Origin of the sequence: Isoptericola halotolerans (assembly GCF_003003075.1) — a bacterium.
GTDB lineage: Bacteria > Actinomycetota > Actinomycetes > Actinomycetales > Cellulomonadaceae > Isoptericola > Isoptericola halotolerans_A.
Window position 1 is genome coordinate 122,297 of record NZ_PVTX01000002.1, and the last position, 25,074, is coordinate 147,370.

The window sequence follows — 25,074 nt, forward strand, 5'->3', positions numbered from 1 at the left end:
CGAGGGAGGACGTCAGCCGTGGTCCCAGCGCCGCAGGACCGCGCCCGGCGCCGAGCCCTCCGCGCCGCGGACGGTGACCTCGACGGTGCCGCGCCTGGCGTTCGCCGTCCACACGCGCCAGTGGTCGTTCCAGCCGAACTCGGCCTTGGTGTAGCCCTCGACCGTCTCGACCGCGACGATCTCCGCACCGTCGGTCGCGACCACGCGGAACCACCCGATGCCCTCGACCGTGAGCGTCAGCGTGCGCACCTCGGGCTCCGGCTCGACGGGCGGTGGCGATGACGGGACCGGCGACGGGGACGCCGACGGCGGTGGGCTCGTGGGCGCCGTCGTCGGCTCGGGCTCCACGGGCTCGGGATCTCCCGGCTCGGGCGCCCGCGTCGGTTCGGCGGCCGGCGCCGTCGTCGGGTCCGGCTCGGCCGCGAGGTCCTCCTCCGGCGTCGGCTCCGGCTCGGGTTCCCAGACGGTCTGGGGCTGCGGCTCCACCGTCGGTCCGGGTTCGGGCTCGGGCTCGGCCGACGGCGTGGGCTGCGGCGTGCCCGACGGCGAGGGCTCCGGTGCGGGATCGGGCGTGGGCGTCGGGGAGGCCTCCTCGATCACCGGTTCCTGCGGAGGGTCGGACGCCTGGGAAGGACCCGCGACCGCCGGCGGTGGAAGGTCCTGGGCACCGCCGCCCGGGATCCCGCCCACGAGCGCGACCGCGGCCACGGCCACCGCGGCGACCCCGACGCCGGCGGTCACGGCGACGGGGCGGCCGAACAGCTGCCGCAGGACACGGGCGACCCAGTCCCCGGCGGCCGCGATCCCCGCCCCGAGCGGGCCGAGCCAGCCCAGCAGCCCGGTGTGTGTCGTCGCGGCGCCAGCCGCGCCGATGACGACCGGCCCGGCCGCGCCCGCGACGGCGAGGCCGCCGGCGAGCAGCGGCGCCGTGTCCCGCAGCGCCCACGCGGCGTGGCGCACGTCGATGAACGCGCGCATGCACCCGGCACAGCCGAACAGGTGGTCCTCGAGCGACTGGCGACGCCCGGCGCCGAGCCGGTGGGTGACGTAGTCGTGGAGCGCGCCGCGGGTCTCCATGCACCGCTCGCGCCCGGGGGCACGGGAGTGCGCGGCGGAGAGAGCACGTCCGAGCCGGTCCTCCGCGGCCCGGAGCCGCCGCGCCGCCGCCCGCACGTGGAGGCCCAGCTCGCGGGCGACCACGTCGATGCCCCGGCCCAGCACGTGCTGGGACCACAGGAGCTGCTGATCCTCGTGCGGCAGGGTCGCCAGCGCCGTGCGGACGATATCGGGGTCGGCCGATCCGGCGGCGCCGGGGCCGTCGGCGTGCCCGGCAGCCGCGGCCACGGCACGCAGGCGCTGGACGGCGTCGTCGACGGCAGGGTCGCTCCGCGGGGCCGAACCGTCGTCGGGAGCACGCTCCCGACCACTCCCTGACGCGCTCACGCGACCTCGCTCCCTGCCGGCCGACCGGCGCATCCCGTGCGGTCTCTACCCCGCGCCGGCCCATGATCGCAGGGCACCGCAGGGGGAGGGCAAGTCGGCCCCGCGGTGGCGGCGCCCGGGCCGCCGCACCGTCGACGAGAACCGCGGTGCACATTCGGGTTGACTGGTCGTGTGCCGCCCACCGCCCGTCCCCGCCCCTGGTCCCGCCTCGTCACGTGGTGGGCGTCGCCCGCGCACCAGACCGACGCCCTCCAGATGCTCAAGTCGGCGGTGGCCGCCACGGTCGCGTGGGCGCTCGCCGAGATGGTGCTCGGCCTGGAGCAGGCGTTCCTGGCGCCCTGGATGGCGCTGCTCACCGTGCACGCCACGGTGTACCGGACCGTCTGGCGCGGCGCCCAGACCGTCATCGCCGTGGCAGCGGGCATCCTGGTCTCGCTCGTCGTCGTCGAGCTCTTCGCGGCGACCGTCTGGTCGTTCGGGCTGGCGATCCTGGTCGGCCTCGTCCTGGGGCGGGTCAAGGCGGTGCGGGACGAGGGGATCACCGTCGCGACCACCATCCTGTTCGTCATCACCTCGGGCTACGGCGTCCCGGACCAGCAGGCGATCGACCTGCTGCCGGACCGGCTCCTCGCCACCGCCGTCGGCGTCGTCGTCGCCGTGCTGGTCAACCTCGTCGTGTTCCCGCCGCTGAACGACCGCAGCGCCCAGCACCAGATCGACGACGTCGACCAGCGCCTCGGCCGGCTGCTCAGCGACATGGCCGTACAGATGCGCCGGTCGACGGAGTCGCAGGAGGAGGACGACTGGATCGAGCGCACCCGCTCGATCTCCGGCGACGTCGAGCACGCCTGGTCGCTCGTGCGCGGAGCGGAAGAGGCCGGGCAGTGGAACCCCCGCCGGCGGAACCACCCGGACGACGAGGTCCACGACTATCCGCGCGTCCTCGTCCGGCTCGAGGAGGGGGTGGCGCAGGCGCGGAGCATCGCGCGCCACGTGCGCCGCTCGCACCACGACGCCCAGGAGTGGGACCCCCGGTTCCGCGACCGGTTCATCGAGCTGCTCGACGAGACCGGACGCCGGGTGGCGGATCCTGACGCCTCGGTCGCGGAGCTGCGCTCCGACCTCAGCCGCCTGGCGGACGACCTCTCCGACGAAGACCTCTCAGGCCGGTACTGGCCGCTCTACGGCGCGCTCATCGCGAACCTGATGGCCATCGTCGACGTCGTGGACGACGTCGCGACGGCACGGCCGGTGCGTACCTGACCCGGCCGCGCCGTCGGCGCCGTCACACCAGAGGCTGCAGCACCTCCGCGGAGACCAGGGACCACAGGTCCTTGGGGTCGGTCGGCTCGGCGATCAGGTCGACCTGCTGCAGCAGCCCGCGGGCCGCCGGGTCGGCGAGCATCGCCGCGTGCACGTAGCGCAGCGCGGTCCAGTCCTCGACGGCGAACCCCACGGAGTCGAACACGGTGACCTGGTCGGGGCTGGTGCGTCCGGGGGCGTCACCGGTGAGGATCTGCCACAGCTCGGTGATCTCGGAGTCCGGCGGGAGCTGCTGGATCTCGCCCTCGATCCGCGTCTGCGGCTCGTACTCGACGACGACGGCGGTGCCCGGCGCGGCGAGGATGCTCGCCTCGAGCTCGGTCTTGCCGGGGCAGTCGCCGCCGATGGCGTTGACGTGCACGCCCGGTGCGGCGTCGGCGAGCATGTCGGCGGTGAGCACGGTGGCGTTGCGCTTGTCGGCCGTGCAGGTGGTGACGACGTCGGCGCCGCGGACGGCGTCGGCGCCGCTGGTCGCCTCGTGCACCTCGAAGCCGAGGCTGCGGGCGTTGCGCACGAGCTTCTCGCGCGCGGCGGGGTCCACGTCCCAGGCCCGCACGTGGGTGATGCCGAGGGCGGAGCGCATGCCGAGCGCCTGGAACTCCGCCTGCGTGCCGGTGCCGATCAGCGCGAGCGTCCGGGAGTCCGGCCGGGCCAGGGCGCGGGCGGCGAGCGCCGAGGTCGCGGCCGTGCGCAGCGCGGTGAGCAGCGTCATCTCGGCGAGGAACGTCGGGTAACCGTTGTGCACGTCGGCGAGCACGCCGAACGCGGTGACGGTCTGGAAGCCGCGCAGCGGGTTCACCGGGTGGCCGTTGACGTACTTGAAGCCGTACGTGACGCCGTCGGAGGTGGGCATGAGCTCGATGACGCCCTCGGCGGAGTGCGAGGCGACGCGGGGGCGCTTGTCGAGCTCGGGCCAGCGGCGGAAGTCGGTCGCGAGGGCGTCGGTGAGCTCGGCGATGATCCGCTCGGGGCCGCGGGCGGCGATCCAGCGGGCGGCGGCGGGGACGTCCAGCAGGTCCACGGTGGTCATGCTCAGGCCTCCTTCGCGGGCGTCGGGACGGCGGCGCTCGGGGCGGGCCGCAGCTCGAGGGTGCAGCACTTCACCGAGCCGCCGCCCTTGAGCAGCTCGGACAGGTCGATGCCCACGGGCTCGAAGCCACGCTCGCGCAGGGCGGCGTGCATGCCGGTGGCGCGGTCGGTGAGGAACACGTGCCGTCCGTCGCTGACGGCGTTGAGCCCGAGCACGGCGGCGTCGGCCTCGGTCGCCTCGATGGCGTCGGGGTACCGCTCGCGCAGCACCGCCTGGGACTCCGGGGTGAAGGCCGCCGGGAAGTACGCGATCTCGGCGCGAGGTCCGCCGTCGGGCCCGCTGCCGGCGGTGCTGAGCACCGTCAGCGCCGTGTCGAGGTGGTAGAAGCGCGGGTCGACGAGCTCGAGCGTGAGGACCTCGACACCGAGCTTCTCCGCGACCTCGGCGTGGGCGCCGCGCGTGGTGCGGAAGCCGGTGCCGGCGAGCATGACCTCGCCGTCCCACAGCAGGTCGCCCTCGCCCTCGTTGCGCTCGGCCGCCTGGCCGAGGCTGGTCAGTCCGCGCGCCGGGCCGGCGTCGCGGAGCCATGCCTCGTACGCGACGCCCTCGGGCTGACGCTCGGGGAACGTGAAGCGTGCGGCGAGAGCCTTGCCGCCGACGACGACGCCGCCGTTGGCCGCGTAGACCATGTCCGGCAGGCCGGGGACGGGAGAGATGACGTCGACCGTGTGGCCGTGGGACTCGTAGGCCGCCTTGAGGGCCTGCCACTGGACGACGGCGTACCCGGCGTCGACGGGGACGGTGACGTCCATCCAGGGGTTGATCGCGTAGACCACGTCGAAGTGGACGGGCGGGCACATGAGGAAGTGGCGCGGGGTCGCGGTGCGGTGCGTCGCGGTGGTCTCGGGCAGCGGCGCGGGCGCCGCGGGAGCGGCGGAAGGTGTGATCAACGTCATGCGGCGACGGTAGGGGGCGAGCCGTTGCCCCGAACGTTCCGAATCCTGCGCATCCATGGCCACTCTTGCAGGATTCGATACTGTGATCACAACGAATCACCGCATCGACGCCGAGGACGGGCCGTGGACGACACCAACCGCAAGATCGTGGGCCTGCTGCTGCGCGACGGGCGCGCCTCCTACGCGGAGATCGGCGAGGCCGTGGGCCTGTCGGCACCCGCGGTGAAGCGACGCGTCGACCGCATGCAGGCCCGCGGCGAGATCTCCGGCTTCACCGTGCGGGTCTCCCCCGAGCAGCTCGGCTGGCGCATCGAGGCCTACGTCGAGGTGTTCTGCCGCGGCAACATCTCCCCCGCCGCCCTGGAGCGGGACTTCGGCTCCATCCCCGAGGTGGTGCGCGTGGACACCGTCACCGGCGAGGCGGACGCGCTGGTGCAGATCATGGCGGACTCGATGGCCGACGTGGAACGCATCGTCGAGTCGTTCCGGGTGGGCGCGCGCGTGGACAAGACGCGCACCGCGATCGTCATGTCCCGGGTGATCGACCGCCCGGCCCGCGCCGACGCGGGGTCGGTGTGACGGTCGGGCGTCGCCCCGCCCGTGCGGCCGCCGCGCTTGCCGCGGCCGTGGCGATCACGGCCGCGACGGCGGCGTGCACCCCGGACGAGCCACCGGCCACGGTGCCCGACGACGTCGCCTCGGGCCTGCAGGTCGAGGTCCGTCAGGACCGCACCCAGTACGCCGACGGCACCGCGAAGCTGCACGTGACCAACGGCTCCACCGAGACGCTCACGCTCCTGTCCGGACGGCTGGAGGCCAGCGGGTTCGGGCCGAGCGGCCCGGACGGCTCCGCGCAGCCGGCGACGCTGCAGCCAGGAGGGGCGCGGGACGTGCGGATCGCCCTCGGCGAGGTGGACTGCGACGCCGCACCTCCGGCGTCGGGCACCGTCGCGGTGAGCGTGACGGTCGCGCTCGGCGAGGCCGCCGCGCCGGGGCCGTCGCGGCAGGTGGCGCTCACCGCGACCGATCCGCACGGGCGTCTCGCCGCCGTCCACACCCAGGAGTGCGCACGGCGGCTCGTGGCGTCGGGCGCCGACCTGCGGGTGCTGCCGGACCTGGCGACCGAGCGGCGCGGGGACCGCCTCGTGCTGCTGCTGCGCGTGCGCGTGGAGCCGGTGCCCGGCGGCCCGGTGGTCAGGCTGGACCGGGTCACCGGCACCACGCTCATGGCCCCTGCCGACGGAGCCGCGGCGTGGACCGGCGAGGCCCTGGCGCCGGACGACGCGGGTGACGTCGTCCTCGACGTCGCCCCGCAGCGGTGCGACCCGCACGCCGTGGCCGAGGACAAGCGCGGCACGTTCGTGCCCGTCCTGGCCACGGTGGACGGCGCCGAGCAGCCCCCGGTCTACCTGCCGATGCCCGAGGAGGCGCAGCCGGCGTTCTTCGACTGGCTCGGCGAGGCCTGCGGCTGGGACTGACGCGACCCAGCTCAGCCGGCGAGCTGCCAGGGGCCCCACGGCGAGCCGCCGGGCTCCTGGTTCCGCGTCCACCACTGCGCCTCGTAGGTGGCGCCGTCGTGCTCGACGACGTCACCGGCGGTGAAGACCCGCGAGGACGTCCACACGGCGGTGCCGTCGGAGGTCTCGGCGATCTCCTGCCACGAGCCCCACGGCGAGGCGCCCGGGGTCTCGGTGGTCCACCACATGGCCTCGAAGAGGCGGCCGTCCAGGGTCACCTGGTCCCCGGCCGTGTACACCGAGCCCGGCGTCCACTCCGGCTTGCCGCCCTGGGCCTCGACCTCGCCGACGACGACCTCGGTGCCCGTGCTGGGGCCGACGAGCGTGAGCGTGCCCGCCTGCTTCTTCGGCAGGGTCAGCTCCACGGCCGCGGCCCCGACCTCGTCGAAGGGCTCGCTGCCCACGGTGCTGTCGACGGCGAACCGGCCGATCTCCTCGCCGTCGAGCTCGACGACCAGCTCGTCGTCCGTGACGTCGGCGGCGGTGGACATCGACCAGGACGAGACGTCGAACGCCGTCTTCTTGCCCGCCTTCAGCGCCTCGTTCTTGCTGAACGACACCCCGACGGCCCGCTGGCTCGCGTCGACCTCGAGCGGCTCGTCCGTGGCTTGCTCGGCCATGTAGTCGACGAACGCCGTCAGGTCGATCTTGCCCGTGTCGCGCGCGTCGGCACCCTCGGCGAAGACCCGGAAGTTGTCGCCGCCGGCGGCCAGGAACGAGTTCACCGTGACGGAGTACGAGGCGTCGAGGTCGATCGCCTCACCGTCGAGCCACATGCCGGTGATCCGGTCGCCCTCGGCGAGCGCCGGGTCGTAGGTGTAGGTGAAGCCCTCGGAGACGCCGAGCCGCAGGAACGGCCGCGACGGGACGTTGCCGGCGGCGTCGCGCTGCCACTGCTGCTCGAGCGCCGTCTTGATCTGCTCGCCGGTGAGCTGCATGTTGACCAGCGTGTTGGCGAACGGCTGCACCACGGCGGCCTGCTGGTAGGTCAGCGTGCGCGGCAGCTCGGACTCCGGGTCGCCGGTCAGGTCGGCGCGCAGGCCGCCCGGGTTCATGAACGCGATCTGCGCGGAGCCGGCCTCCTCCGTCTCGGTGGCCCACTGCTGCACCTCGGCCACGAGGTTGCCCAGGGTGGACTCGCCACCACGGTTCTCGACGAGCACCTCCTCGCCGGTCTCGGAGTCCACGCCCCAGCGCTGCGCGCGGTTGTGGACGCCGGCGACCTCGCCGAGCGGCTCGGCACCGAGCTCGGCCGCGACGTCCTCGGCGTCGTCGACGATCTGCTGGACCTCGGGGTCGGCCGGGTAGTTGCCGAGCAGCGGCAGCACGTCGGTCTCGAGTCCGAGCACGTCGCCCGTGTCCGGGTCGACGGTGTAGACGAGCTGGTTGAGGTTCACGCCGTACTGCCCTGCCGAGACGACGGGCCGCTCGGTGACGGCCTCGCCCGCCCACTCGGCGACGGGGACCCGGCAGTCGTACTCCAGGTGGGTGTGGCCGGAGACGATCGCGTCGACGTCGCCGTCGAGCCCGGTGACGATCTCGCCGAACGCGCCGTCGGTGACGCTCGCGCAGTCGCTCGACGTGGCGCCCTCGTGCACCAGCAGGACGACGACGTCGACGCCCTCGGCGCGCAGGGCGTCCGCCTCGGCGTTGGCCGAGTCGACGATGTCGGTGACCTCGATGTCCTCGATGCCGGACGGGCTGACGAGGAACGGCAGGTCCTCGGTCACCGCGCCGACGAACCCGATCTCGACCCCGCCCTGGGAGGAGATGTACGAGGCGGGGACGGCGTCGTCGCCGGTGGCCCGCATCTTGAGGTTGGCCGCGACGTACTCCCACTCGGCGCCGCCGTAGGGGTTGGTCTCGGGGTCGAAGTCACCGAGGACGCGGTCGACCAGGTCGCTGTAGCCGCCGTCGAGCTCGTGGTTGCCCACCGCCGAGACGTCGAGGCCCGCGGCGTTGAGGGCGTCGATGGTCGGCTTGTCCTGCTGGATGAACGACTCGAAGGTCGAGGCGCCGATGAGGTCGCCCGCGGCGGCGAAGACCGTGTTCGGGTTCTCGCCGCGCAGCTCCTGCACCGCGCCCGCGAGCACGGCGGCGCCGGCGCTGCCGTTGAACGAGTCCTCGAGGATGCGGCCGTGGAAGTCGTTGGTGGCCAGGATCTGGATGTCGACCGGGTCGGCGGCCTGGGCCGGCAGGGTGCCCACGGTGACGACACCGGCGAGCGCGAGGCCGAGCGTCGTGGCTCCGGCCACCTGCTTGCGCGTGGTGTGCATGTGTGATGTCTCCCACTGTTCGAGATGGATGGCATCACACTAGCCAGCACCACCGACCCGCGGGCACCGGGCGGGTAACGATCGGGGAAACTACGGACGGCGGTCCGGCGCGCCGGGGATCTGCGGGGGCGCGACGAGGTGCCCGGTGCGGCGCAGCCACCACTCGGCGAGGAGCGTGGTCAGGGGCGGGACAGCGGCGGCCAGCGCCACGAGGGTGCGCCAGATCCCCCAGCGATACCGGACGGCCACGATCAGCGCGACGATCCCGTACGCCACGAACGCCCCGCCGTGCAGCCGCCCGAACAGCCAGACCCCCGCCTCGGTGGTCTCGGTGACGTACTTGAGGAACATCCCGACGAGCAGGCCGGCCCAGGTGAAGGCCTCGATCCAGGCGACGACGACGTAGAGCCGGCCGAGGCCGGTCGGCCGGGTCGGGGCGGTGGCGCGCGGGGCGACGGCGGGCCGGGCGTCGGCAGGCTGGGTGTCGGCGGGCGCGGGCATGCGGGTGTCCTTCCGGGACGGGTGGGGTCGCCGGGTCCAACGCGCGACCGGTCGTCCGGGTTCCCCGGGGTGTCCGCCGCCGACGTCGGTCGCTAGGTTGTCGAGTGGCCGGTCGCTCGAGCCGCCGGCCCCGTCACGAACGGTCGACCGGTGCGTCCGGTCGACGCCCGGAGGTTCGCCCATGCCCGGATCCCGTCTGCTCCCGGTGGCGCGCGGCGTCGCCGTCGCGGTCAGCGTCCCGACGTTCGCCTACCTGTTCCTCCGCGACAACGCGCACCTCGGCAACCCGTTCTTCGTGCCCGACGTCGTGCTGTGCGCCGTGCTCCTGGTGGGTGCGTCCCTCCCGGCACGGGCGGCACGCCCGGCCCTCACCTTCGGCTTCGTCTTCGCGGCGGGCGTGGTGTCGACGGCCGTCTTCGACTACGTGGCCCGCGACTCCTTCAACGGGCTCACTCTGATCGTCGCGGTGGCGTGCCTGGTGATGGGCGTGCTGCTGATCGCGGCCGGGACGGCGACGACCCGCAGCACGACGGGAGGGCGCCGGGTCAGCGCTGCGCCGCGGGTCGCACGACGATCTCGTTGACGTCGACGTCGGCGGGCTGCCCGACGGCGAAGGCGACGGCCCGCGCGACGGCGTCCGCCGGGATGCTCGCCGCCCTGTAGGTCTCCATCGCCGAGGCGGCGAGCGGGTCCGTGATGTGGTCCGCCAGCTCGCTCGCCACGACGCCGGGCGAGATCGTCGTCACCCGGATGCTCGGGTCGGACTCCTGCCGCAGCCCTTCGGTCAGCGCCCAGGCCGCGTACTTGGTGGCGGAGTACACCGCCGAGGTGGGGACGACCTCGTGGGCGCCGATGGAGGCGACGGTCACCACGTGCCCGCCGCCCTGGGCGCGAAAGTGCGGCAGGACGGCCGCGATGCCGTGCAGGAGCCCCCGGACGTTGACGTCGAGCATGCGGTCCCACTCGTCGACCAGCAGCGCGTCGAGCCGGGACAGCAGCATCACGCCGGCGTTGCCGACCAGGACGTCGAGGCGGCCGCGGTCGGCGACCACGGCGTCCACCAGCGTGCTCACCGCGGTCCGGTCGGTCACGTCGAGGCCGCGGGCCTCGGCGCTGTGTCCCTGGTCGCGCAGCTGCGCCACCACGGTGTCGAGCCGGTCGGTGCGCCGGGCGGTCAGGACCACGTGGTGCCCGTCCGCGGCGAGGCGGCGGGCGGTCGCCTCGCCGATCCCGCTGCTGGCCCCCGTCACGAGGACGGTCTTGCCGGTCGAGGTCTCGGTCGTGCTCGTCGTGTTCGTCGTGTGGGTCGTCATGCCGTCGACCCTCCTCGCCGCTCGCCGGCCCCGGAAGGACGTGCCGTGCCTGGGAGCGGCGCACCCTCCCTCACGAGCCCGGCCCGACCTAGCATCGGGACCATGGCCTCGACCCCGCTCGGCGACTTCCTCCGCGGCCGGCGCGCCCGCGTGACCCCGCACGCGGCCGGGGTGCCGGTCGTGGGGGTGCGCCGCGTGCCGGGCCTGCGGCGCGAGGAGGTCGCGATGCTGGCCGGGATGAGCGTCGACTACTACGTCCGCCTCGAGCAGGGCCGCGAGCGCCACCCGTCGGCACAGGTGCTGGACGCGCTGAGCCAGGTGCTGCAGCTCGACGACGACGCCCGGCTGCACCTGTACCGGATCGCCGGTCTCGCCCCCGCACCGGGACGGTCGACGCTGCCCGAGCAGGTCGACGCCGGGCTGGCCGACCTGCTGGACCGGTGGCCGGACACTCCCGCGATCGTCGTCGGCCGCGCCTACGACGTGCTGGCCACCAACGCCCTGGCCGGCGCGCTCTTCGACGGCTTCGACGACGGCGCGAACCTGGTCCTCGCGGTGTTCCTCGATCCCGCGGCACGCACGTTCTACCCGGACTGGGACGAGGTGGCGAGCAGGACGGTCGCGGGCTTCCGGCTCCTGCACGGAGCCTTCCCCCACGATCCGCGGATCGGCGAGGTGCTGCGCACCGTGACCGCGCAGAGCACCGAGTTCGCCGACCGGTGGGCACGCCACGACGCGCGCGGCAAGGGGCACGGCACCAAGCGGTTCCACCACCCGGACGTCGGCGGGCTCACGCTGCGCATGCAGACCTTCGACGTCCCCGCGAGCCCCGGTCAGCAGCTCGTGGTCTACCACGCCCACGACGAGTCGAGCGCGGAGGCCCTCCGGCTGCTGGGGTCGCTCGCCGCCACCCGCAGCGCGTCGCAGGCCTGGGCCCCGCCGGGCCGGCCGCCGTCGGGCGGTCTGCCATGATCGCCCGGTGAGCGAGCGCAGCGGACGACGTCGGTGGTGGGCCCTGGGTGCGCTGGCGGTGGGTGTGCTGGTGGTCGCCGTCGCGGCCGCCCTGGTCTGGGAGGGCGTCCTGTGGCCGAACCGGCTCGCCGCGGACGGCTACGACGTGCGCGGCGTCGACGTCTCTGCCTACCAGGGTAAGATCGACTGGCCGGTCCTGGCCGCGCAGGACCTCGACTTCGCGTTCATCAAGGCGACCGAGGGGTCGAGCCACGTGGACGAGCGGTTCGCCGCGAGCTGGGCCGGCGCGCAGGAGACGGACCTGCTGGTGGGCGCCTACCACTTCCTCAGCTTCGAGAGCCCGGGCGCGGGCCAGGCGGCGCACCTGATCGAGCAGGTGCCGGCGACCCCGGGCACGCTGCCACCCGTCGTCGACGTCGAGTACTACGGCGACTTCGCGGCGGACCCGCCGTCGGTGACCGAGCTGCGCGGCATCCTGGACCCGATGCTCGACGCGCTCGAGGAGCACTACGGTGCACCGCCCATCATCTACACGACCCAGGAGGTGCGGGAGGTCTACCTCGGTGCGGAGTACGACCGCTACCCCCTGTGGATCCGCTCGGTGGCGCTCACCCCGGAGGTGCCGCGCCGCGTCTGGGAGTTCTGGCAGTACTCCGACCGCGACGTGCTCGACGGGTACGCCGGCGAGGAGACGCACATCGACATGAACGTGTTCGACGGCTCCCTGGAGGACCTGCGCGCCCTGGCCCTCTGAGTCCCCGGCTCAGCGGGCGATCGCGGCCGCCAGCTCCGCCGTCGTCGTCACGGGCCGGTCGCAGACGAACCCGCGGCACACGTAGGCGGCCGGGCCGCCGGACACGAGGGGGCGGTCCGCGAGGAGCGGCACGCCCTCGGCGTCGGGCGGTCCGTGCACGACGACGGCACCGGCAGCGGGCGTGCGGCGCGCGGTCCGCACCAGGTCGGCCGCTCCGGGGCCGGTGCCCACCACGGCGACCTGCAGCGGTCCGGCCGCCAGGGCCTCGGCGGCGGCGAGCGCCCAGCCGGCGAACCGCGGTGCCTGGCGGGCGAGCGCCCCGGAGGCTTCGACGGCTGCCTCGGCGGCAGCGCGGTGCCGCGACGATCCCGTCAGCGCGGCGTACGTCACGAGCGCACCGGCGAGCGCCGACTGGCCCGACGGCTCCGGGCCGTCGCTCGGGTCGCGCGGGCGCACCACGAGCCGCTCGGCGTCGTCGGCCACGTCGTAGAAGCCGCCGCCGTGGGGGTCGCTGAAGTGGTCCAGCGCCACGTCGAGCACTTCGCCGGCGGCGTCGAGCCAACGTGCCTCGCCGGTCGCCTGGTGCAGGGCCAGCAGCCCCTCGGCCAGGTCGCCGTGGTCGGCCGCCACCCCGGCTGGCGCCCCGACCACCCCGTCGCGGGAGGCGCGCCGCAGCCGCCCGTCGACGACGTGGCGGTCGAGCAGCAGCTCCGCGCACTCCCGGGCGGCGTCCACCCAGGCTTCCTGCTCGAGCAGCGCTCCGGCGTCGGCCAGCGCCGCGACCGCGAGGCCGTTCCAGGCGGTGACGACCTTGTCATCGCGGGCGGGCTGCGGGCGCTCGTCGCGGGCGGCCAGCAGCCGGGCACGCACGTCCGCCCACCAGGTGGGGTCCGGGTCCTCGGGCAGCTGCAGGGTGGACGCCCCGCCCTCGAAGGTGCCCGCCTCCGTGACCGCGAGGACCTCCGCCGCCCGCGTGCCGTCGTCGTCCCCGAGCACGTCGCGCAGCTGCGCGGGCGTCCAGGCGTAGGTGAGGCCCTCGACGGCGTGACCGTCCACGACCGTGTCGGCGTCGAGCGCCGAGGCGAAGCCGCCCTCGGCGGTGCGCAGGTCCCGCAGGAGGAACTCCGCGGTCTCGCGGGCGACGCGCTGGGCGAGCGGCGAGCCGGTCGCACGCCACAGGTGCGCGTACACACGCAGGAGCTGGGCGTTGTCGTAGAGCATCTTCTCGAAGTGCGGCACCACCCAGCGCGCGTCCACGGAGTAGCGCGCGAACCCGCCGCCGAGCTGGTCGTCGATCCCGCCGCGCGCCATGGCCTCGCACGTCCGCTCGACCAGGGCCAGGGCGGCGTCGTCGCCCGTGCGGGCGTGGTGGCGCAGCAGGTGCTCGAGCGTCATCGAGGGCGGGAACTTCGGCGCCCCGCCGAACCCGCCGTGGACGCGGTCCGCGTCGCGCGCGACGGCGGAGACCGCCCCGGCGAGCGCCTCGTCGTCGAGCGGCGCTCCGGGCAGCGGGCCTGCCGTCCGGGCGATCGCCTCGGTCACGGCGGCGCCGTGCTGCACGACGGCGTCACGCCGGTCGGCCCAGGCGTCGCGGACCGCGCCGAGCACCCCGAGGAAGTGCTCGCGGGGGAAGTAGGTGCCGCAGTGGAACGCCTCGCCGTCCGGGGTGAGGAACGCCGTCATCGGCCAGCCGCCCTGCCCGGTCATGGCCTGGGTGGCGGTCATGTAGACGGAGTCGACGTCGGGGCGCTCCTCCCGGTCCACCTTGACCGGCACGAACGCGTCGTTGATCACCTGTGCGACGCCGTCGTCCTCAAAGGACTCGTGGGCCATGACGTGGCACCAGTGGCAGGCGGCGTACCCGACGGAGAGCAGCACCGGGACGTCGCGACGGCGGGCCTCGGCGAACGCGTCCTCACCCCACTGCCACCAGTCGACGGGGTTGTCCGCGTGCTGGCGCAGGTACGGGCTGGTGGCGGTGCGCAGGCGATCGGCCATGTCACCACGCTACGTGCTGCCGCGACCCGCCCGGGGCCGGGGGCGCTCCCGCAGGGTGATGGGGGCCGGCTCGGGTTAGGGTTCGTCACCGTGACCGAGGTGACCCCGCCGCCGCCAGCTCTCCTGCCCGTCAGGACGAGCCGGCTCGTGCTGCGCACCTACCGGGACGACGACATCGACGCGCTGCTCGACTACTACGCCGACCCGGAGGTCGCCCGGTTCCTCCTCGAGGAGCCGTGGACGCGCGAGGTCGCCGAGACCCAGCTCGCGCTGCGCAAGCTGCGCACCGGCGTCGACGGGCCGGCGTCCGCGCTGGCGCTCGTCGTCGAGCACGAGGGGGCGGTCGTGGGCGACATCTCCCTGTGGACCACCGGGGACACCGTCTCCCGCGGCGAGGTCGGGTGGGCGTTCCACCCGGAGCACGGCGGGCGCGGGTTCGCGACCGAGGCGCTGCGCTCGCTGCTCGGCATCGCGTTCGACCGGTACCGGATGCACCGGGTGGTCGCCCAGCTCGACGCCCGCAACGAGGCGTCCGCGCGGCTCTGCGAACGGGTCGGGATGGTGCGCGAGGGCAAGCTGCGCGCCGACTGGTGGTCGAAGGGCGAGTGGACCGACACCCTCGTCTACGGGATGCTCGCCCGCGAGTGGCAGCGGCCCTGAGCCGTCTGGTCGTCACTTCGTGTTCTGTCCGGCAGTCCGGACTGCCGAACAGAACACGAAGTGACGAAGAGAGCCGGAGGACGGCCGTCGCACAAGGGCGGGACGCCCCCGCTCGGCACGCATAGAATCGTTTCGATGAACACCGTCGGCCCTGCCGTCGACGCCCGCCGCGCCACGATCATCCTCGTCGCGCTGGCCGCCTCGACGTTCCTCTTCGTGACCGTGGAGTCACTGCCCTCGGGCCTGCTCACCCTCATGGCGCCGGACCTCGACCGACCGACCTCCCAGATCGGCCTGCTGGTCACCGCCTACGCCCTCGTGGTGCTGGTCAGCTCCGTGCCGCTCGCGCACGTCACCCGGAGCATCCCCCGGCGGTGGGTGCTCTCCGCCTGCGCCGGCGTCGCCGCCGTCGCCACGCTGTGGGCCGCGCTGACGCCGTCGTACGAGCAGCTCATGATCGCCCGCGTGGTGACCGCGCTCGCCCAGGCGCTGTTCTGGGTGGCCGTGGTGCCCGCCACCGCCGGGCTGTTCCCGCCGGGACAGCGCGGCAAGGCCATGGCCCGGCTCGCGATCGGCAACTCGCTCGCCCCTGTGCTGGGCGTGCCGGCCGGGACCTGGCTCGGCGAGCTCACCTCGTGGCGGGTCACCTTCGTCGCCGTCGCGGTGCTGTCCACGATCATCACCGTCATCGTCATCGCCCTGTTCCCTTCCGTGGCGCCGTCGGCCGGCGGGGCGAGCGAGGCGCCGTTCCCGTCGGGACGGCGGTTCGGGTTCCTCATGGTCACCACGGTGCTGGTGGTCACCGGCGCGTTCGGCGTGATCACGTTCGTCACCCAGTACCTGCAGGACGTCGCGGGCTACACGCAGTCCGACATCCCGGCCCTGCTCCTGCTGCAGGGCGGTGCGGGCGTGGTGGGCGCCGTCGTCGTCGGCCGGTTCCTCGACAAGCGCCCCGTGGGCGCCTACCTCGTCGGGGCCACGGTGCTGGTCGTCGCGCTGGTGGGCCTGTGGGCCGTCGGCGAGTCGCCGGTGGGGGCCGTGGCGTGCCTGGCCCTCTTCGGGTTCGCGTTCTCCACCGTGCCGCCCGTGCTGTCCCACCGCGTGCTGCTGGTCGCGCCCCGCGGGACCAACATGGGGCAGGCGATCTCGTCGTCGCTGTTCAACCTGGGGATCGCGGCCGGCTCCGGACTCGGGGCGCTGCTGGTGTCGATGGTCGGCGTACGGGCCGTGCCGCTGGTCAGCGCGGGGTTGGTGCTGCTGGCGCTCGCTGTCGCGCTGGTCGAGAAGCGGATGTGCGCACCGCTCGACTCGGTGGCACGGCGGGCCGTCGACGAGGTCGTCGCGGAGGACCTCTCCGCGTGACCGCCGCCGCTCACAGGCCGGCGAGCAGAGCGGCGATCTCGGCGCGCACCGCAGGCTCGCCCGCGTACGACGAGTGGTCGCAGCGGACGTGGAGCGCGGTGACGTCCCGGCCGGCGGTCGCCGAGGCGACGGCGACCACACGGTCGTTCGCCCCGTCGAAGAGGCCACGGAAGAACCCCGGGAACGCACCCCACGAGTCGCCGCCGACGCCGTCCGGGGCCACCGACCCGGCCGCGGCCACGAACGGCGGGCCCGGCGTGGCGCGCAACCGCCCGAGGCAGCTCGACCGGGCGTGCATGTCACGGATCCCCTCCGGCAGCTGAGACCGCAGCTCGCGCAGCACCGCCCGCGTGAGGACGTCGACGACCGGACCCGACGTCGACCGCAGGGCGGCGAGACCGGCGGCCAGCCCGCGGCGGCCACGCTCCGTCACGTCGATGACCGGGGTGCCGCCGAACGGTGCGCCGAGGGTGAGCGTGCGCACCGTGACGCCGTCGGCGGCCAGCAGGATCCCGGCGTCCCGCGCGACGAGGCCGCCGCGGGAGTGCCCGACCAGCAGCACGGACGCCGCCCCGAGCGCTCGCACCCCGGCGACCAGCTCGTCCACGCTCTCCCAGATCGGCAGCCAGGTGTCGTGCTCGAACCGCAGCACGGGCACGTCGACCCCCGCGGCGCCCACGACGTCGAGCACGGTCTCCGCCAACGGGATCGCGCAGCTCATCGTGCCGTGCACGACGACGACGGCCCGGTCGTGGGGACCGGCGTCGGCGAGCTCGGGCGTCGCCGCCGCGACGTGCGGCAGCGCCCGGCGGTGCCGCGCCAGGCGGGCGCTGCGGCTCGGGTCCCGCGAGCCGGTGAAGGTGCTGCCCGACCTCCGCCGCAGCAGACGGCCCACCAGGTAGCCGGCCCGGCCCCCGACGGACAACGGCACGTCCACGCGCGCGTCGCCGGGATGGACGGTCGCATCACCGTCGGTCACCGCGGTGCCGGTGCCCACGTAGGTGCGCCAGGCGACGGCGACGTCGCCGTCGTCCACCCAGGGGCCGTCCCACCCGCGTCTCATCGCCACCTCGACCGCCTCCTGGACGAACGGGCCGTCGGGGTCGGCGTCCTCCGTGAGGTCCAGGGTGACGCCGGTCGTCCCGGGCGGCAGCACCGCGACGAACGCGTCGGGGGCATAGATCGTCACACCGCTGCGGGTGGTCTCCGTGTCGAGCAGGCGGGTCCACAGCCAGCCGTCGTGGGACTCCGCGTCGAACCACAGGTCCCCCGTGCGGTGCAGGACGTCCTGGATCGGCTGGAGCGCGCCGCGGGACGGCAGCTCCGTGGAACCGAGCGGGCTCCAGGTCTCCGGGCTCTCCCCCAGCACGACGTGCGAGTCGGCTGCCTCCCGGAGGAGCCGCTCGGTCAGTGCGCGGGACGGAGGCTCTCCCCGGACCTGGCCGAGGAGCTCCGCGAGCGCCCCCGCGGCCTCTTCCGGGACCATCTGGCGGGCGAGCACGCCCGCCACGCCCTCGGCCGGCATGCGGGACTCGTCGCCCCACCACAGCAGCGGGACGGTGCGCTCGCGGCCCTCGACCTGCGCACGCACCCGGACCATGGAGCCCCCCGTCGACGGAACTGCTCCCAGGTCTACTGCACCGCCCGGGGTCGCGCACCGAACCGGCGACGAGTTCACCCAGGTGAACAACGGGCCTGCGGCATCATGGTCGCCATGGACGACGCCGCGCGCTGCCCCTGCCTGACCGGCCTGCCGTACGGCGAGTGCTGCGGGCCGCTGCACGCCGGCGCACGGACGGCCGGCACCGCCGAGGCGCTGATGCGGTCGCGGTACGCGGCCTTCGCCGTCGGCGACGCGGCGTATCTGCTGCAGACGTGGCACCCGACCACGAGGCCGTCGTCGCTCACGTTGGACCCGGACCAGCAGTGGCGCCGGCTCGACGTCCTGGCCACGCGCGGCGGTGGCCCGTTCGACGACGACGGCGAGGTGGAGTTCGTCGCGACGTTCCGGTCGGCGGTGGGTGCTGGCGCGGGTGCCGGTGCTGGTGCTGGCGCGGGTGCGGGTGCGGCTGGCGGTGTGGACGGGCCCTCGGCGCGCGGGCGGCTGCACGAGGTGAGCCGGTTCGTCCGCGAGGACGGCCGGTGGTTCTACGTGGACGGGGACGTCGCGGGGTGAAATGACGGGCGGTGGGTAGTTCTGCCCGTGGACGCCCCTTCCGCCCTGGTCGGCGGCTCGGTACGGTCAGCATCCCGCCACCAACCACCACCAAGGGGACAAATCCGTGACCGACCACCCGCCGCCGTACCCCGGCACGCCCGCCGAACCGCCGACCGACGACTCTGCTGAGCCCGCGACGCCTGCCGAGGGCTCGGCGCCTGCAGCGGACTCGGCGCCCGCCGAGGCCGCAGCCGCGGCGCCCGTGCGGCGCTCGCGCAAGGGCCTCGTGATCGGCGGCTCGATCGCCGCCGGGCTCCTCGTGCTCGGCGGCGCGGGCGCTGCCGCCTACGCCATGCTGGACGGCGGTGGCGCTCAGCCCGAGGCGGCCCTGCCGGCGTCCACCATCGGGTACGTGCGCGTTGACCTCGACCCGTCCGCCGAGCAGAAGATCAACCTGCTGCGGCTGGCCGACCGGCTGCCGGATCTCTCCGCGGACCTGGGCGTCGAGATCGACGAGGACTCCGACCTCAAGCAGGTCATCGCCGAGGCGGTCACCGCGAGCGGCGAGTGCGACCTCGACTACGACGCCGACATCGCCCCGTGGATCGGGGACCGCGGCGCGCTCGCCGCAGTCCCGGGCGACGACGGCGAGCCGCAGCCGGTGTGGGTGCTGGCCGTGACCGACGAGGACGCCGCGCGGCCCGCGCTCGAGTCCGGCCTGGGATGCGGCGAGACGATCGGCGCCGACCAGGTCGCCTTCACCGAGGGGTACGCGATCGTCACCGACGGCGTGCCCGCCGCCGACGTCGTGGCCGACACCGAGCAGGGCTCGCTCGCGGACGACGCGACCTTCGCCGCGGACATGGCAGCGCTCGGTGACCCGGGGCTCGTGTCCTTCTGGGCCGACGCCGAGGCCGCCCTCGACTGGTCGCTCGCCGCGATCCCGGAGCTGACCGACGGCGCGCTGCCCGAGAACGACCTGAAGAACCTCGAAGCCCTCACCACCGCGGCCGGCGCCCTGCGCGTCAACCCGGACGGGATCGAGCTCGAGACCCTCTCCGCCGGGGACGAGGCCGTCGTCGCGCCGTACCGGGCGAGCGGCACCTCGGTGACCACCGCGCTGCCCGAGACCACCCTGCTGGCGCTCGGGGGCTCGACCACGCCGGACGCCGTCGACGACGCCTGGGAGCAGTTCCGCGAGCTGTACGACTCGATGGGGTCGTCGCTCGGTGGCGGCGCGCTGATGTCGAGCACCGGCGCCGGCGTCACCGCACCGACGGGCCGGACCGCGCCGACGGGGCCGGTCGGCGGTGACGTCGACCCGTTGGAGGAGTACTGCCTGGAGGCGTCCAAGGAGAGCCTCGGGATCACCGGCGACGACCTCTCGGACGACGAGCAGATGATGATCGACGTCTTCATGGACGCCTGCACGGGCGCGGCGGCCGAGGAGCCGGCGACCGTCGCGGACGACCCCTGGGGCGGGGCCGGCCAGCCGGACTTCGACGGCATGGTGGCGCTCCTCGAGGAGGAGTACGACCTCCGCCTGCCCGACGACCTCAAGACGCTCGTCGGCGAGCAGGTCGTGCTCGCCGTCGACTCCCGCGGGCTGGAGTCGCTCGACGCGGTCGAGGGCATGGACGACGTCTCGGCGGGCTTGCGCACCGTCGGCGACACGGATGCCCTGCAGGACCTCTCCGGCCGGATCGACAGCCTCCTGACCGAGTCGGACATGGACCCGCTGGCCACGTCGCCCGCCGACGACGGGTTCGTGTTCGCCACGAACGGCGCGTACGCCGACGAGCTGGCCGGCGACGGCGGCCTCGGGTCCACCGACGCCTACCGCAGCGTCGTCAGCCCCGAGGACGTGAGCGGCGTGATGTACGTGGACGTCGACCGGCTCACGGAGGTGCTGCGACCCGTCCTGGAGTCCGACCCGACGGCCCTCGGCTACCTCGAGCCGCTGCGCGCGGCCGGCATGACCACCAGCGCCGACGACACGTACGCGAAGGCGACGTTCCGCGTCAGCTTCGACTGACCGTCGCCCGGTCGTGGAGCGGTCCTGGACGGGGCCGTTCCACGACCTGGCCCGCTGAGAGACACTGGCCTCATGGCGCAGGCCCTGGAGACCGACTACCTCGTGATCGGCGCGGGGGCCGCCGGCATGGCGTTCACCGACGCGGTGCTGGACCACAGCGACGCGCACGTCACGCTCGTCGACCGGCGTGACGACGTCGGCGGCCACTGGCGCGACGCCTACCCGTTCGTCCGGCTGCACCAGGCGTCGCCGTTCTACGGGGTGGCGTCCACGCCGTTCGGCGGGGCGATCCAGACGTCCGGCCCGGAGGCCGGCCTGCGCGAGCGCGCCACGGGCGCCGAGGTCTGCGCCTACTACGAGCGCGTGCGGCGCGAGCGGTTCGAGCCCAGCGGGCGGTTCACCTTCCTCGGCGGCCATGACGTGTCCGACGACGGACGGGTGGTCGCGCTCGGATCCGGCGCCGAGCGGGACGTGCGCGTCCGGCGGCGCGTCGTCGACGCCCGGTACCTGTCGCCACGCATCCCCGCGCTGGAGCCGCCGCCCTTCGAGGTGTCCGACGGCGTGACGTGCGTGCCGGTGGGCGAGCTGCCGTCGGTCGTGTCGGCCGAGTCGTTCGTGGTGGTCGGGTCGGGGAAGACGGCGACCGATGCCATCGTGTGGCTGCTCGGGCGCGGGGTGTCTGCGGACGCGATCTGCTGGGTGCGGCCGCGCGACCCGTGGATGCTCGACCGGGCCGTGGTGCAGCCGGACCCGGCGATCTTCCTGGGGATGGCGGCGTCGATGATGGAGGCGGGGGCCGCGGCGGCCTCGGTGGACGAGTTCTTCCTGCGACTCGAGGACGACGGCGTGATGCTGCGTCTTGATCGTGGGGTCCTGCCGACCATGGCGCGCGTGCCGACGCTCGCGCGCTGGGAGCTCGAGCTGCTGCGGACCGTGGAGAACGTGGTGCGGCTCGGGCACGTGCGGCGGGTGTCGCCGGGGCTGGTGTCGCTCGAGCGCGGGGACGTGCGGGTCGGGGCGGGCGCCGTCGCCGTGCACTGTGCGGCGAAGGGGTTGCGGCAGCGGCCCGCCGTGCCGATCTGGTCCGACGGGCGGATGGTGCTGCAGCCCGTGCGGGCGGGGTTCCCGTGCTTCGGGGCGGCGCTGGTGGGGTACGTCGAGGCGACGCGGCCGGCGTGGAGCGACGCGGAGCTCAACGCAGTGTGTCGCTCCACCCCGCTGTTCTCGACTCCGTCCGAGTGGGTCGGCATCCAGGCGGCCGGAGCCCTGGCGACGGCGGCCTACATGGCCGAGCCGGACGTGGCGGCGTGGTCGCACTCGACGTCGCTGAACCCCACGCGGGTGACGGCGGCTGATCGGGAGCGGGACGAGGTGGTCGCGGCGATCGCGCGGTTCAAGGCGGTGTCGGAGGCCGGGGTGCGGGGGATGGTGCGGCTCGGCCGGGCCTGAGGTGCGTGGCCGGCGATCGCTGCGGATTGGCGAGAATCATCGTGCAGAACGGCGAGAACGCCGATGACCTGGCAAGACGCCGGCCGCGCAGCAGTACGAGCGCCTCGCACGAGTCCCTGCATCTGGTCCACAGACTGAACGTGAGGCCGTCGCCGTCGGCGAATGCATCCGGCGCTGCCGACCTACGCTCTCTGGCGATGGCGTTGAAGCACGTCAGCGGCCGATGCCGACCCGAACGGTGACCTCGGCTCGGCGAGGCGTCGAGTCGCTCGGGTAAGAAAAGTTCAGTAGGAAGCGTCAGAAACGTTGACTAGAACTGGTTGAGAAGGTTGCATAGACGGCGTGAGCAGCCAGTACGCGCGGCGCGTCGTGGACAGCTTCCTCGACGACTTTCAGCCTCACCTGCGGGCTCTTGCCCTGCAGGGCCCCAAGGCGGTGGGCAAGACCGCCACCGCGAGCCAACGGGCCCGTACGGTCTACGACCTCTCCGATGACCAGGTTCGCGAGATCGTCGCCGCCGACCCCGGTGTGTTGACCAGCGCGCCCGGCCCGGTACTGGTCGACGAGTGGCAGCGATTGCCTGCCGTGTGGGACATGGTCAAACGCGCCGTGGACGCTGGCAGCCCGCCCGGACACTTCATCCTTGCGGGGTCCTCGGTCCCCCAGGGCGCGCAGATCCACTCCGGAGCCGGACGCATCGTGCCGCTGCGCATGCGCCCGCTGAGCCTCGCCGAGCGCAGACTCCAGGAACCATCCGTGTCCTTGGCCGACCTGCTCGAGGGCGGAGCCGGACTGGCGGGGGCCACCGAAGTGATCCTGCGTGACTACGTCCGGGAGATCACCGCGTCCGGACTGCCCCACCTGCGCACTCTGCCCGCCCCAGTGCGGGAGATCGAGCTCGACGCCTACCTCGACAACGTCGTGACCAAGGAGTTCCCCGAGCAGGGGTATACCGTGCGTCGGCCCGCCGCCCTGATGTCCTGGCTGACGGCCTACGCGGCGGCGACTTGCACGCAGACCGACTACACAAAGATCGTCGCTGCGGCGGCGTTCGCCAAGGACTCCCAGCCTTCCAAGAACACCATCATCGCGTGGCGCGAGGCCCTGGAGAGCCTGTGGCTGCTCGAGCCGGTACCTGCCTGGCCCGGACATCCGGCCCTACCTGCTCTGGCCTCGAAGGAGACCCACCAGCTGACCGACACGGCCCTGGCGACCCGCCTGCTGCACCTGGACGAGGCCCGCCTGCTGCGCGGCGAGTCGGGCTCCACGACCCTGCCTCCGGTCAAGGGGGCGACCAAGTCCGTCCTCGGCCGACTGTTCGAGAACCTCGTGACATCCAGCGTGCGCACATATTCCGACGCCGCACGTGCGCAGGTGTTTCACCTGCGCACCGCCAAGGGCGACCATGAGGTTGACATCATCATCCAGCGGCCAGACGGCAAGGTTCTGGCGATCGAGGTCAAGCTGGCGACCACCGTGGACGCCGACGACGCTCGACACCTGCGCTGGTTGCGCGAGAAGCTCGGCGACGACCTGGTCGACGCCGTCGTCGTGACCACTGGTTCACATGCCTACCGCCGCCCGGACGGGGTCGGTGTCGTTCCGGTGGCGCTGCTCGGGCCTTGACGCAACTCCCAACCGCGACCGAAACACGGGGAGCGGCGCGTCAGGCGTTGATACCGCCCAGGTGGGCCAGCCGGGTGGTGGGCCGAACGCAGGATGACACTATGACTTAATCATTGCGTCATCGGGAGCGGCCGTGACACTATGATTAAGTCATCGTGTCACGCGAGGAGCGGATCGTGCCCACCATCTACCGGACGCCCGAGATCGACATCGAGGACACCGGAGTCGTCGCCGAGATCCAGGATCTCCGCGACTCCCTCGCTTTAATGCTCCGCACACCGCGCCGCTGGACGAGCGGTATGCGCCGCACCACGCAGGCACGCGCCATCCAAGGGTCCAACACCATCGAGGGCTACACCGTGTCGGACCAAGACGCTCTGGCCGCTGTCGACGACGAGCCTCCCCTGACAGCAGACCAGCGCACCTGGTCCGAGATCCTGGGCTACCGCCGGATGATGACGTACATCCTGAGGATGGCGCCCGAGCCCGGATTCGCCGTGGACTCCCAGACCTTGCGGTCGTTGCACTTCATGCTGATGGAACACGACCTGTCGGTCGATCCGGGACGGTTCCGGCCGGGATCGATCTACGTGCGCGACGACGCGGCCGATGTCACCGTCTACGAGGGACCGCCGTCAGAGACAGTGACGGAGCTCGTTGACGAGCTGGTGGGCTCGTTGCGGACGGACGGGACCGACACCCTGGTCGACGCCGCCATGGCACACCTCAACCTCGTGATGATCCACCCGTTCAAGGACGGCAACGGGCGGATGGCACGCGCGCTGCAGACGCTGGTGCTCGCCCAGGACCGTGTGCTGGAACCGACGTTTTCCAGCATCGAGGAATGGCTCGGCAAGAACACCGACGACTACTACCGCGTCCTGGCGGTGACCGGCGCCGGCGCCTGGAATCCGCAGAACGATGCCGGACTGTGGATCAAGTTCAACCTCCGCGCCCACCACATGCAGGCACAGACGCTGCAGCGCCGATTCGACGAGGCCGACCGAACGTGGGTGGCGCTCGACGAGCTCATCACGCGGTTCAGCCTGCATTCCCGCGTCGCTGATGCCCTGTTCGACGCCGTCCGCGGGTTGCGCGTCGTTCGACCGACCTATGTGAAGCAGAGCGGGGTCGAGGAGCAGACGGCGAGCCGCGACCTGCGAGGGCTGGTTTCGGCGGGCCTGCTCGAAGCCCACGGGCAGACGCGGGGGCGCTACTACACGGCGAGCGGGGCGTTGCGAGAGCTCGGGGAGGAGATCAGGGCTGACCGGCCAGCGCTGGCGGATCCGTATCCGTGGTTGATCGTGGAGTTGCGGCGGCGGGCCGGGAGGTAGAACGACGCCCACACTTGTACGCAGGTAGCTGATCTGCAGTGGGTCGCGACCCCGAGAGCTCATTCACGCGAGTGGCCTGCGCCCCTCCGAGCTGCCAAGCTCGGGCCCATGGCAGACAAGCACATCCTTCGGGAGTGGGTCCTGGAGGCGCTCGAGGAGCTCAACGGTCGTGGCACGGTCGTCGAGGTCTCGCAGGTGGTGTGGCGACGCCATGAGTCTGACCTTCGAGCTGCAGGAAGCCTCTTCTACACCTGGCAGTACGACATCCGCTGGGCCGCCCAGCAGCTTCGCAACGAAGGGCTCCTTCGAAAGACGGCACCCCGCAGCCGGGATCCCTGGAGCCTGCCCTGAGTGGCACGAGCCGAAC

Annotated in this window: 22 protein-coding genes; 14 read left to right on the forward strand and 8 right to left on the reverse strand. The window is 73.5% G+C overall.

The features are described from left to right. Positions 1-12: 12 nt before the first annotated feature. A complete protein-coding gene (locus BCL65_RS03920) occupies positions 13-1,443 on the reverse strand; it encodes a zf-HC2 domain-containing protein (RefSeq protein WP_106265415.1) in 1,431 nt (476 codons plus the stop codon). Between the two features lie 171 nt (positions 1,444-1,614). Between BCL65_RS03920 and BCL65_RS03925 the strand changes: the two genes are divergently transcribed. Continuing rightward, positions 1,615-2,706, forward strand: coding sequence for an FUSC family protein (locus BCL65_RS03925; RefSeq protein WP_106265417.1), 1,092 nt, complete (start codon positions 1,615-1,617; stop codon positions 2,704-2,706). Positions 2,707-2,728: 22 nt separating this feature from the next. Here the strand turns inward: BCL65_RS03925 and BCL65_RS03930 are convergent, their stop codons facing one another. Together BCL65_RS03930 and ddaH are read right to left on the reverse strand one after the other, a co-directional pair. Then, positions 2,729-3,796, reverse strand: coding sequence for an ornithine cyclodeaminase (locus BCL65_RS03930; RefSeq protein WP_106265419.1), 1,068 nt, complete (start codon positions 3,794-3,796; stop codon positions 2,729-2,731). Between the two features lie 2 nt (positions 3,797-3,798). Then, positions 3,799-4,752 carry a dimethylargininase gene (gene ddaH / locus BCL65_RS03935; RefSeq protein WP_106265421.1) on the reverse strand — a complete coding sequence of 318 codons (954 nt, stop codon included), beginning with the start codon at positions 4,750-4,752 and terminating at the stop codon, positions 3,799-3,801. A 123-nt stretch (positions 4,753-4,875) separates the two neighbouring features. On the opposite strand from ddaH, the gene BCL65_RS03940 reads away from it, so the two are divergent. Then, positions 4,876-5,331 carry an Lrp/AsnC family transcriptional regulator gene (locus BCL65_RS03940; RefSeq protein WP_106265423.1) on the forward strand — a complete coding sequence of 152 codons (456 nt, stop codon included), beginning with the start codon at positions 4,876-4,878 and terminating at the stop codon, positions 5,329-5,331. Next, entirely contained in the window at positions 5,328-6,230 is a 903-nt protein-coding gene (locus BCL65_RS03945; protein ID WP_106265425.1) for a hypothetical protein, read from the forward strand. The genes BCL65_RS03940 and BCL65_RS03945 overlap by 4 nt, the downstream gene beginning before the upstream one ends. An 11-nt stretch (positions 6,231-6,241) precedes the next feature. Here the strand turns inward: BCL65_RS03945 and BCL65_RS03950 are convergent, their stop codons facing one another. Further along, on the reverse strand, positions 6,242-8,545 hold the full coding sequence (locus tag BCL65_RS03950; protein WP_106265427.1) for a 5'-nucleotidase C-terminal domain-containing protein: 2,304 nt from the start codon (positions 8,543-8,545) through the stop codon (positions 6,242-6,244). Between the two features lie 90 nt (positions 8,546-8,635). Continuing rightward, positions 8,636-9,046 carry a DUF3817 domain-containing protein gene (locus BCL65_RS03955; protein ID WP_106265429.1) on the reverse strand — a complete coding sequence of 137 codons (411 nt, stop codon included), beginning with the start codon at positions 9,044-9,046 and terminating at the stop codon, positions 8,636-8,638. A gap of 181 nt (positions 9,047-9,227) precedes the next feature. On the opposite strand from BCL65_RS03955, the gene BCL65_RS03960 reads away from it, so the two are divergent. Next, a complete protein-coding gene (locus BCL65_RS03960) occupies positions 9,228-9,629 on the forward strand; it encodes a hypothetical protein (RefSeq protein ID WP_106265431.1) in 402 nt (133 codons plus the stop codon). Here BCL65_RS03960 and BCL65_RS03965 read toward each other — a convergent pair. Next, complete coding sequence (locus BCL65_RS03965; RefSeq protein ID WP_106265433.1) at positions 9,592-10,359, reverse strand: SDR family oxidoreductase; 768 nt, start codon at positions 10,357-10,359, stop codon at positions 9,592-9,594. The genes BCL65_RS03960 and BCL65_RS03965 overlap by 38 nt on opposite strands. 102 nt (positions 10,360-10,461) lie before the next feature. Here BCL65_RS03965 and BCL65_RS03970 point away from each other — a divergent pair, with 102 nt between their 5' ends. Both BCL65_RS03970 and BCL65_RS03975 read left to right on the forward strand, forming a co-directional pair. After that, entirely contained in the window at positions 10,462-11,331 is an 870-nt protein-coding gene (locus BCL65_RS03970; protein WP_106265435.1) for a helix-turn-helix transcriptional regulator, read from the forward strand. 7 nt (positions 11,332-11,338) lie between these two features. Continuing rightward, complete coding sequence (locus BCL65_RS03975; RefSeq protein ID WP_243400767.1) at positions 11,339-12,085, forward strand: GH25 family lysozyme; 747 nt, start codon at positions 11,339-11,341, stop codon at positions 12,083-12,085. Positions 12,086-12,094: 9 nt separating this feature from the next. Here the strand turns inward: BCL65_RS03975 and BCL65_RS03980 are convergent, their stop codons facing one another. Further along, positions 12,095-14,083: a thioredoxin domain-containing protein gene (locus BCL65_RS03980; protein WP_106265437.1), complete on the reverse strand. Its 1,989-nt coding sequence runs from the start codon at positions 14,081-14,083 to the stop codon at positions 12,095-12,097. A gap of 90 nt (positions 14,084-14,173) precedes the next feature. On the opposite strand from BCL65_RS03980, the gene BCL65_RS03985 reads away from it, so the two are divergent. Together BCL65_RS03985 and BCL65_RS03990 are read left to right on the forward strand one after the other, a co-directional pair. Further along, positions 14,174-14,743, forward strand: coding sequence for a GNAT family N-acetyltransferase (locus tag BCL65_RS03985; protein WP_106265439.1), 570 nt, complete (start codon positions 14,174-14,176; stop codon positions 14,741-14,743). 135 nt (positions 14,744-14,878) lie between these two features. Beyond that, complete coding sequence (locus tag BCL65_RS03990; protein WP_106265440.1) at positions 14,879-16,105, forward strand: MFS transporter; 1,227 nt, start codon at positions 14,879-14,881, stop codon at positions 16,103-16,105. 10 nt (positions 16,106-16,115) lie between these two features. Here BCL65_RS03990 and BCL65_RS03995 read toward each other — a convergent pair whose 3' ends face one another. Beyond that, positions 16,116-17,705 (reverse strand): hypothetical protein, encoded by a 1,590-nt coding sequence (locus tag BCL65_RS03995; RefSeq protein ID WP_106265442.1) that lies wholly within the window; start codon positions 17,703-17,705, stop codon positions 16,116-16,118. Positions 17,706-17,819: 114 nt separating this feature from the next. Between BCL65_RS03995 and BCL65_RS04000 the strand changes: the two genes are divergently transcribed. From BCL65_RS04000 to BCL65_RS04025, 6 genes are all read left to right on the forward strand, one after another. Beyond that, positions 17,820-18,281: a YchJ family protein gene (locus BCL65_RS04000; RefSeq protein ID WP_106265926.1), complete on the forward strand. Its 462-nt coding sequence runs from the start codon at positions 17,820-17,822 to the stop codon at positions 18,279-18,281. A 106-nt stretch (positions 18,282-18,387) separates the two neighbouring features. Further along, positions 18,388-20,298 carry a DUF3352 domain-containing protein gene (locus BCL65_RS04005; RefSeq protein ID WP_106265444.1) on the forward strand — a complete coding sequence of 637 codons (1,911 nt, stop codon included), beginning with the start codon at positions 18,388-18,390 and terminating at the stop codon, positions 20,296-20,298. Positions 20,299-20,370: 72 nt separating this feature from the next. Then, positions 20,371-21,747, forward strand: a complete 1,377-nt coding sequence (locus BCL65_RS04010) for an NAD(P)-binding protein (RefSeq protein ID WP_106265445.1) — start codon at positions 20,371-20,373, stop codon at positions 21,745-21,747. A gap of 342 nt (positions 21,748-22,089) precedes the next feature. Continuing rightward, entirely contained in the window at positions 22,090-23,373 is a 1,284-nt protein-coding gene (locus BCL65_RS04015; protein WP_106265447.1) for an ATP-binding protein, read from the forward strand. 176 nt (positions 23,374-23,549) lie between these two features. Beyond that, positions 23,550-24,707 (forward strand): Fic family protein, encoded by a 1,158-nt coding sequence (locus BCL65_RS04020; protein WP_243400766.1) that lies wholly within the window; start codon positions 23,550-23,552, stop codon positions 24,705-24,707. 108 nt (positions 24,708-24,815) lie between these two features. Continuing rightward, a complete protein-coding gene (locus BCL65_RS04025; RefSeq protein ID WP_106265449.1) occupies positions 24,816-25,058 on the forward strand; it encodes a hypothetical protein in 243 nt (80 codons plus the stop codon). Positions 25,059-25,074: the final 16 nt, after the last annotated feature.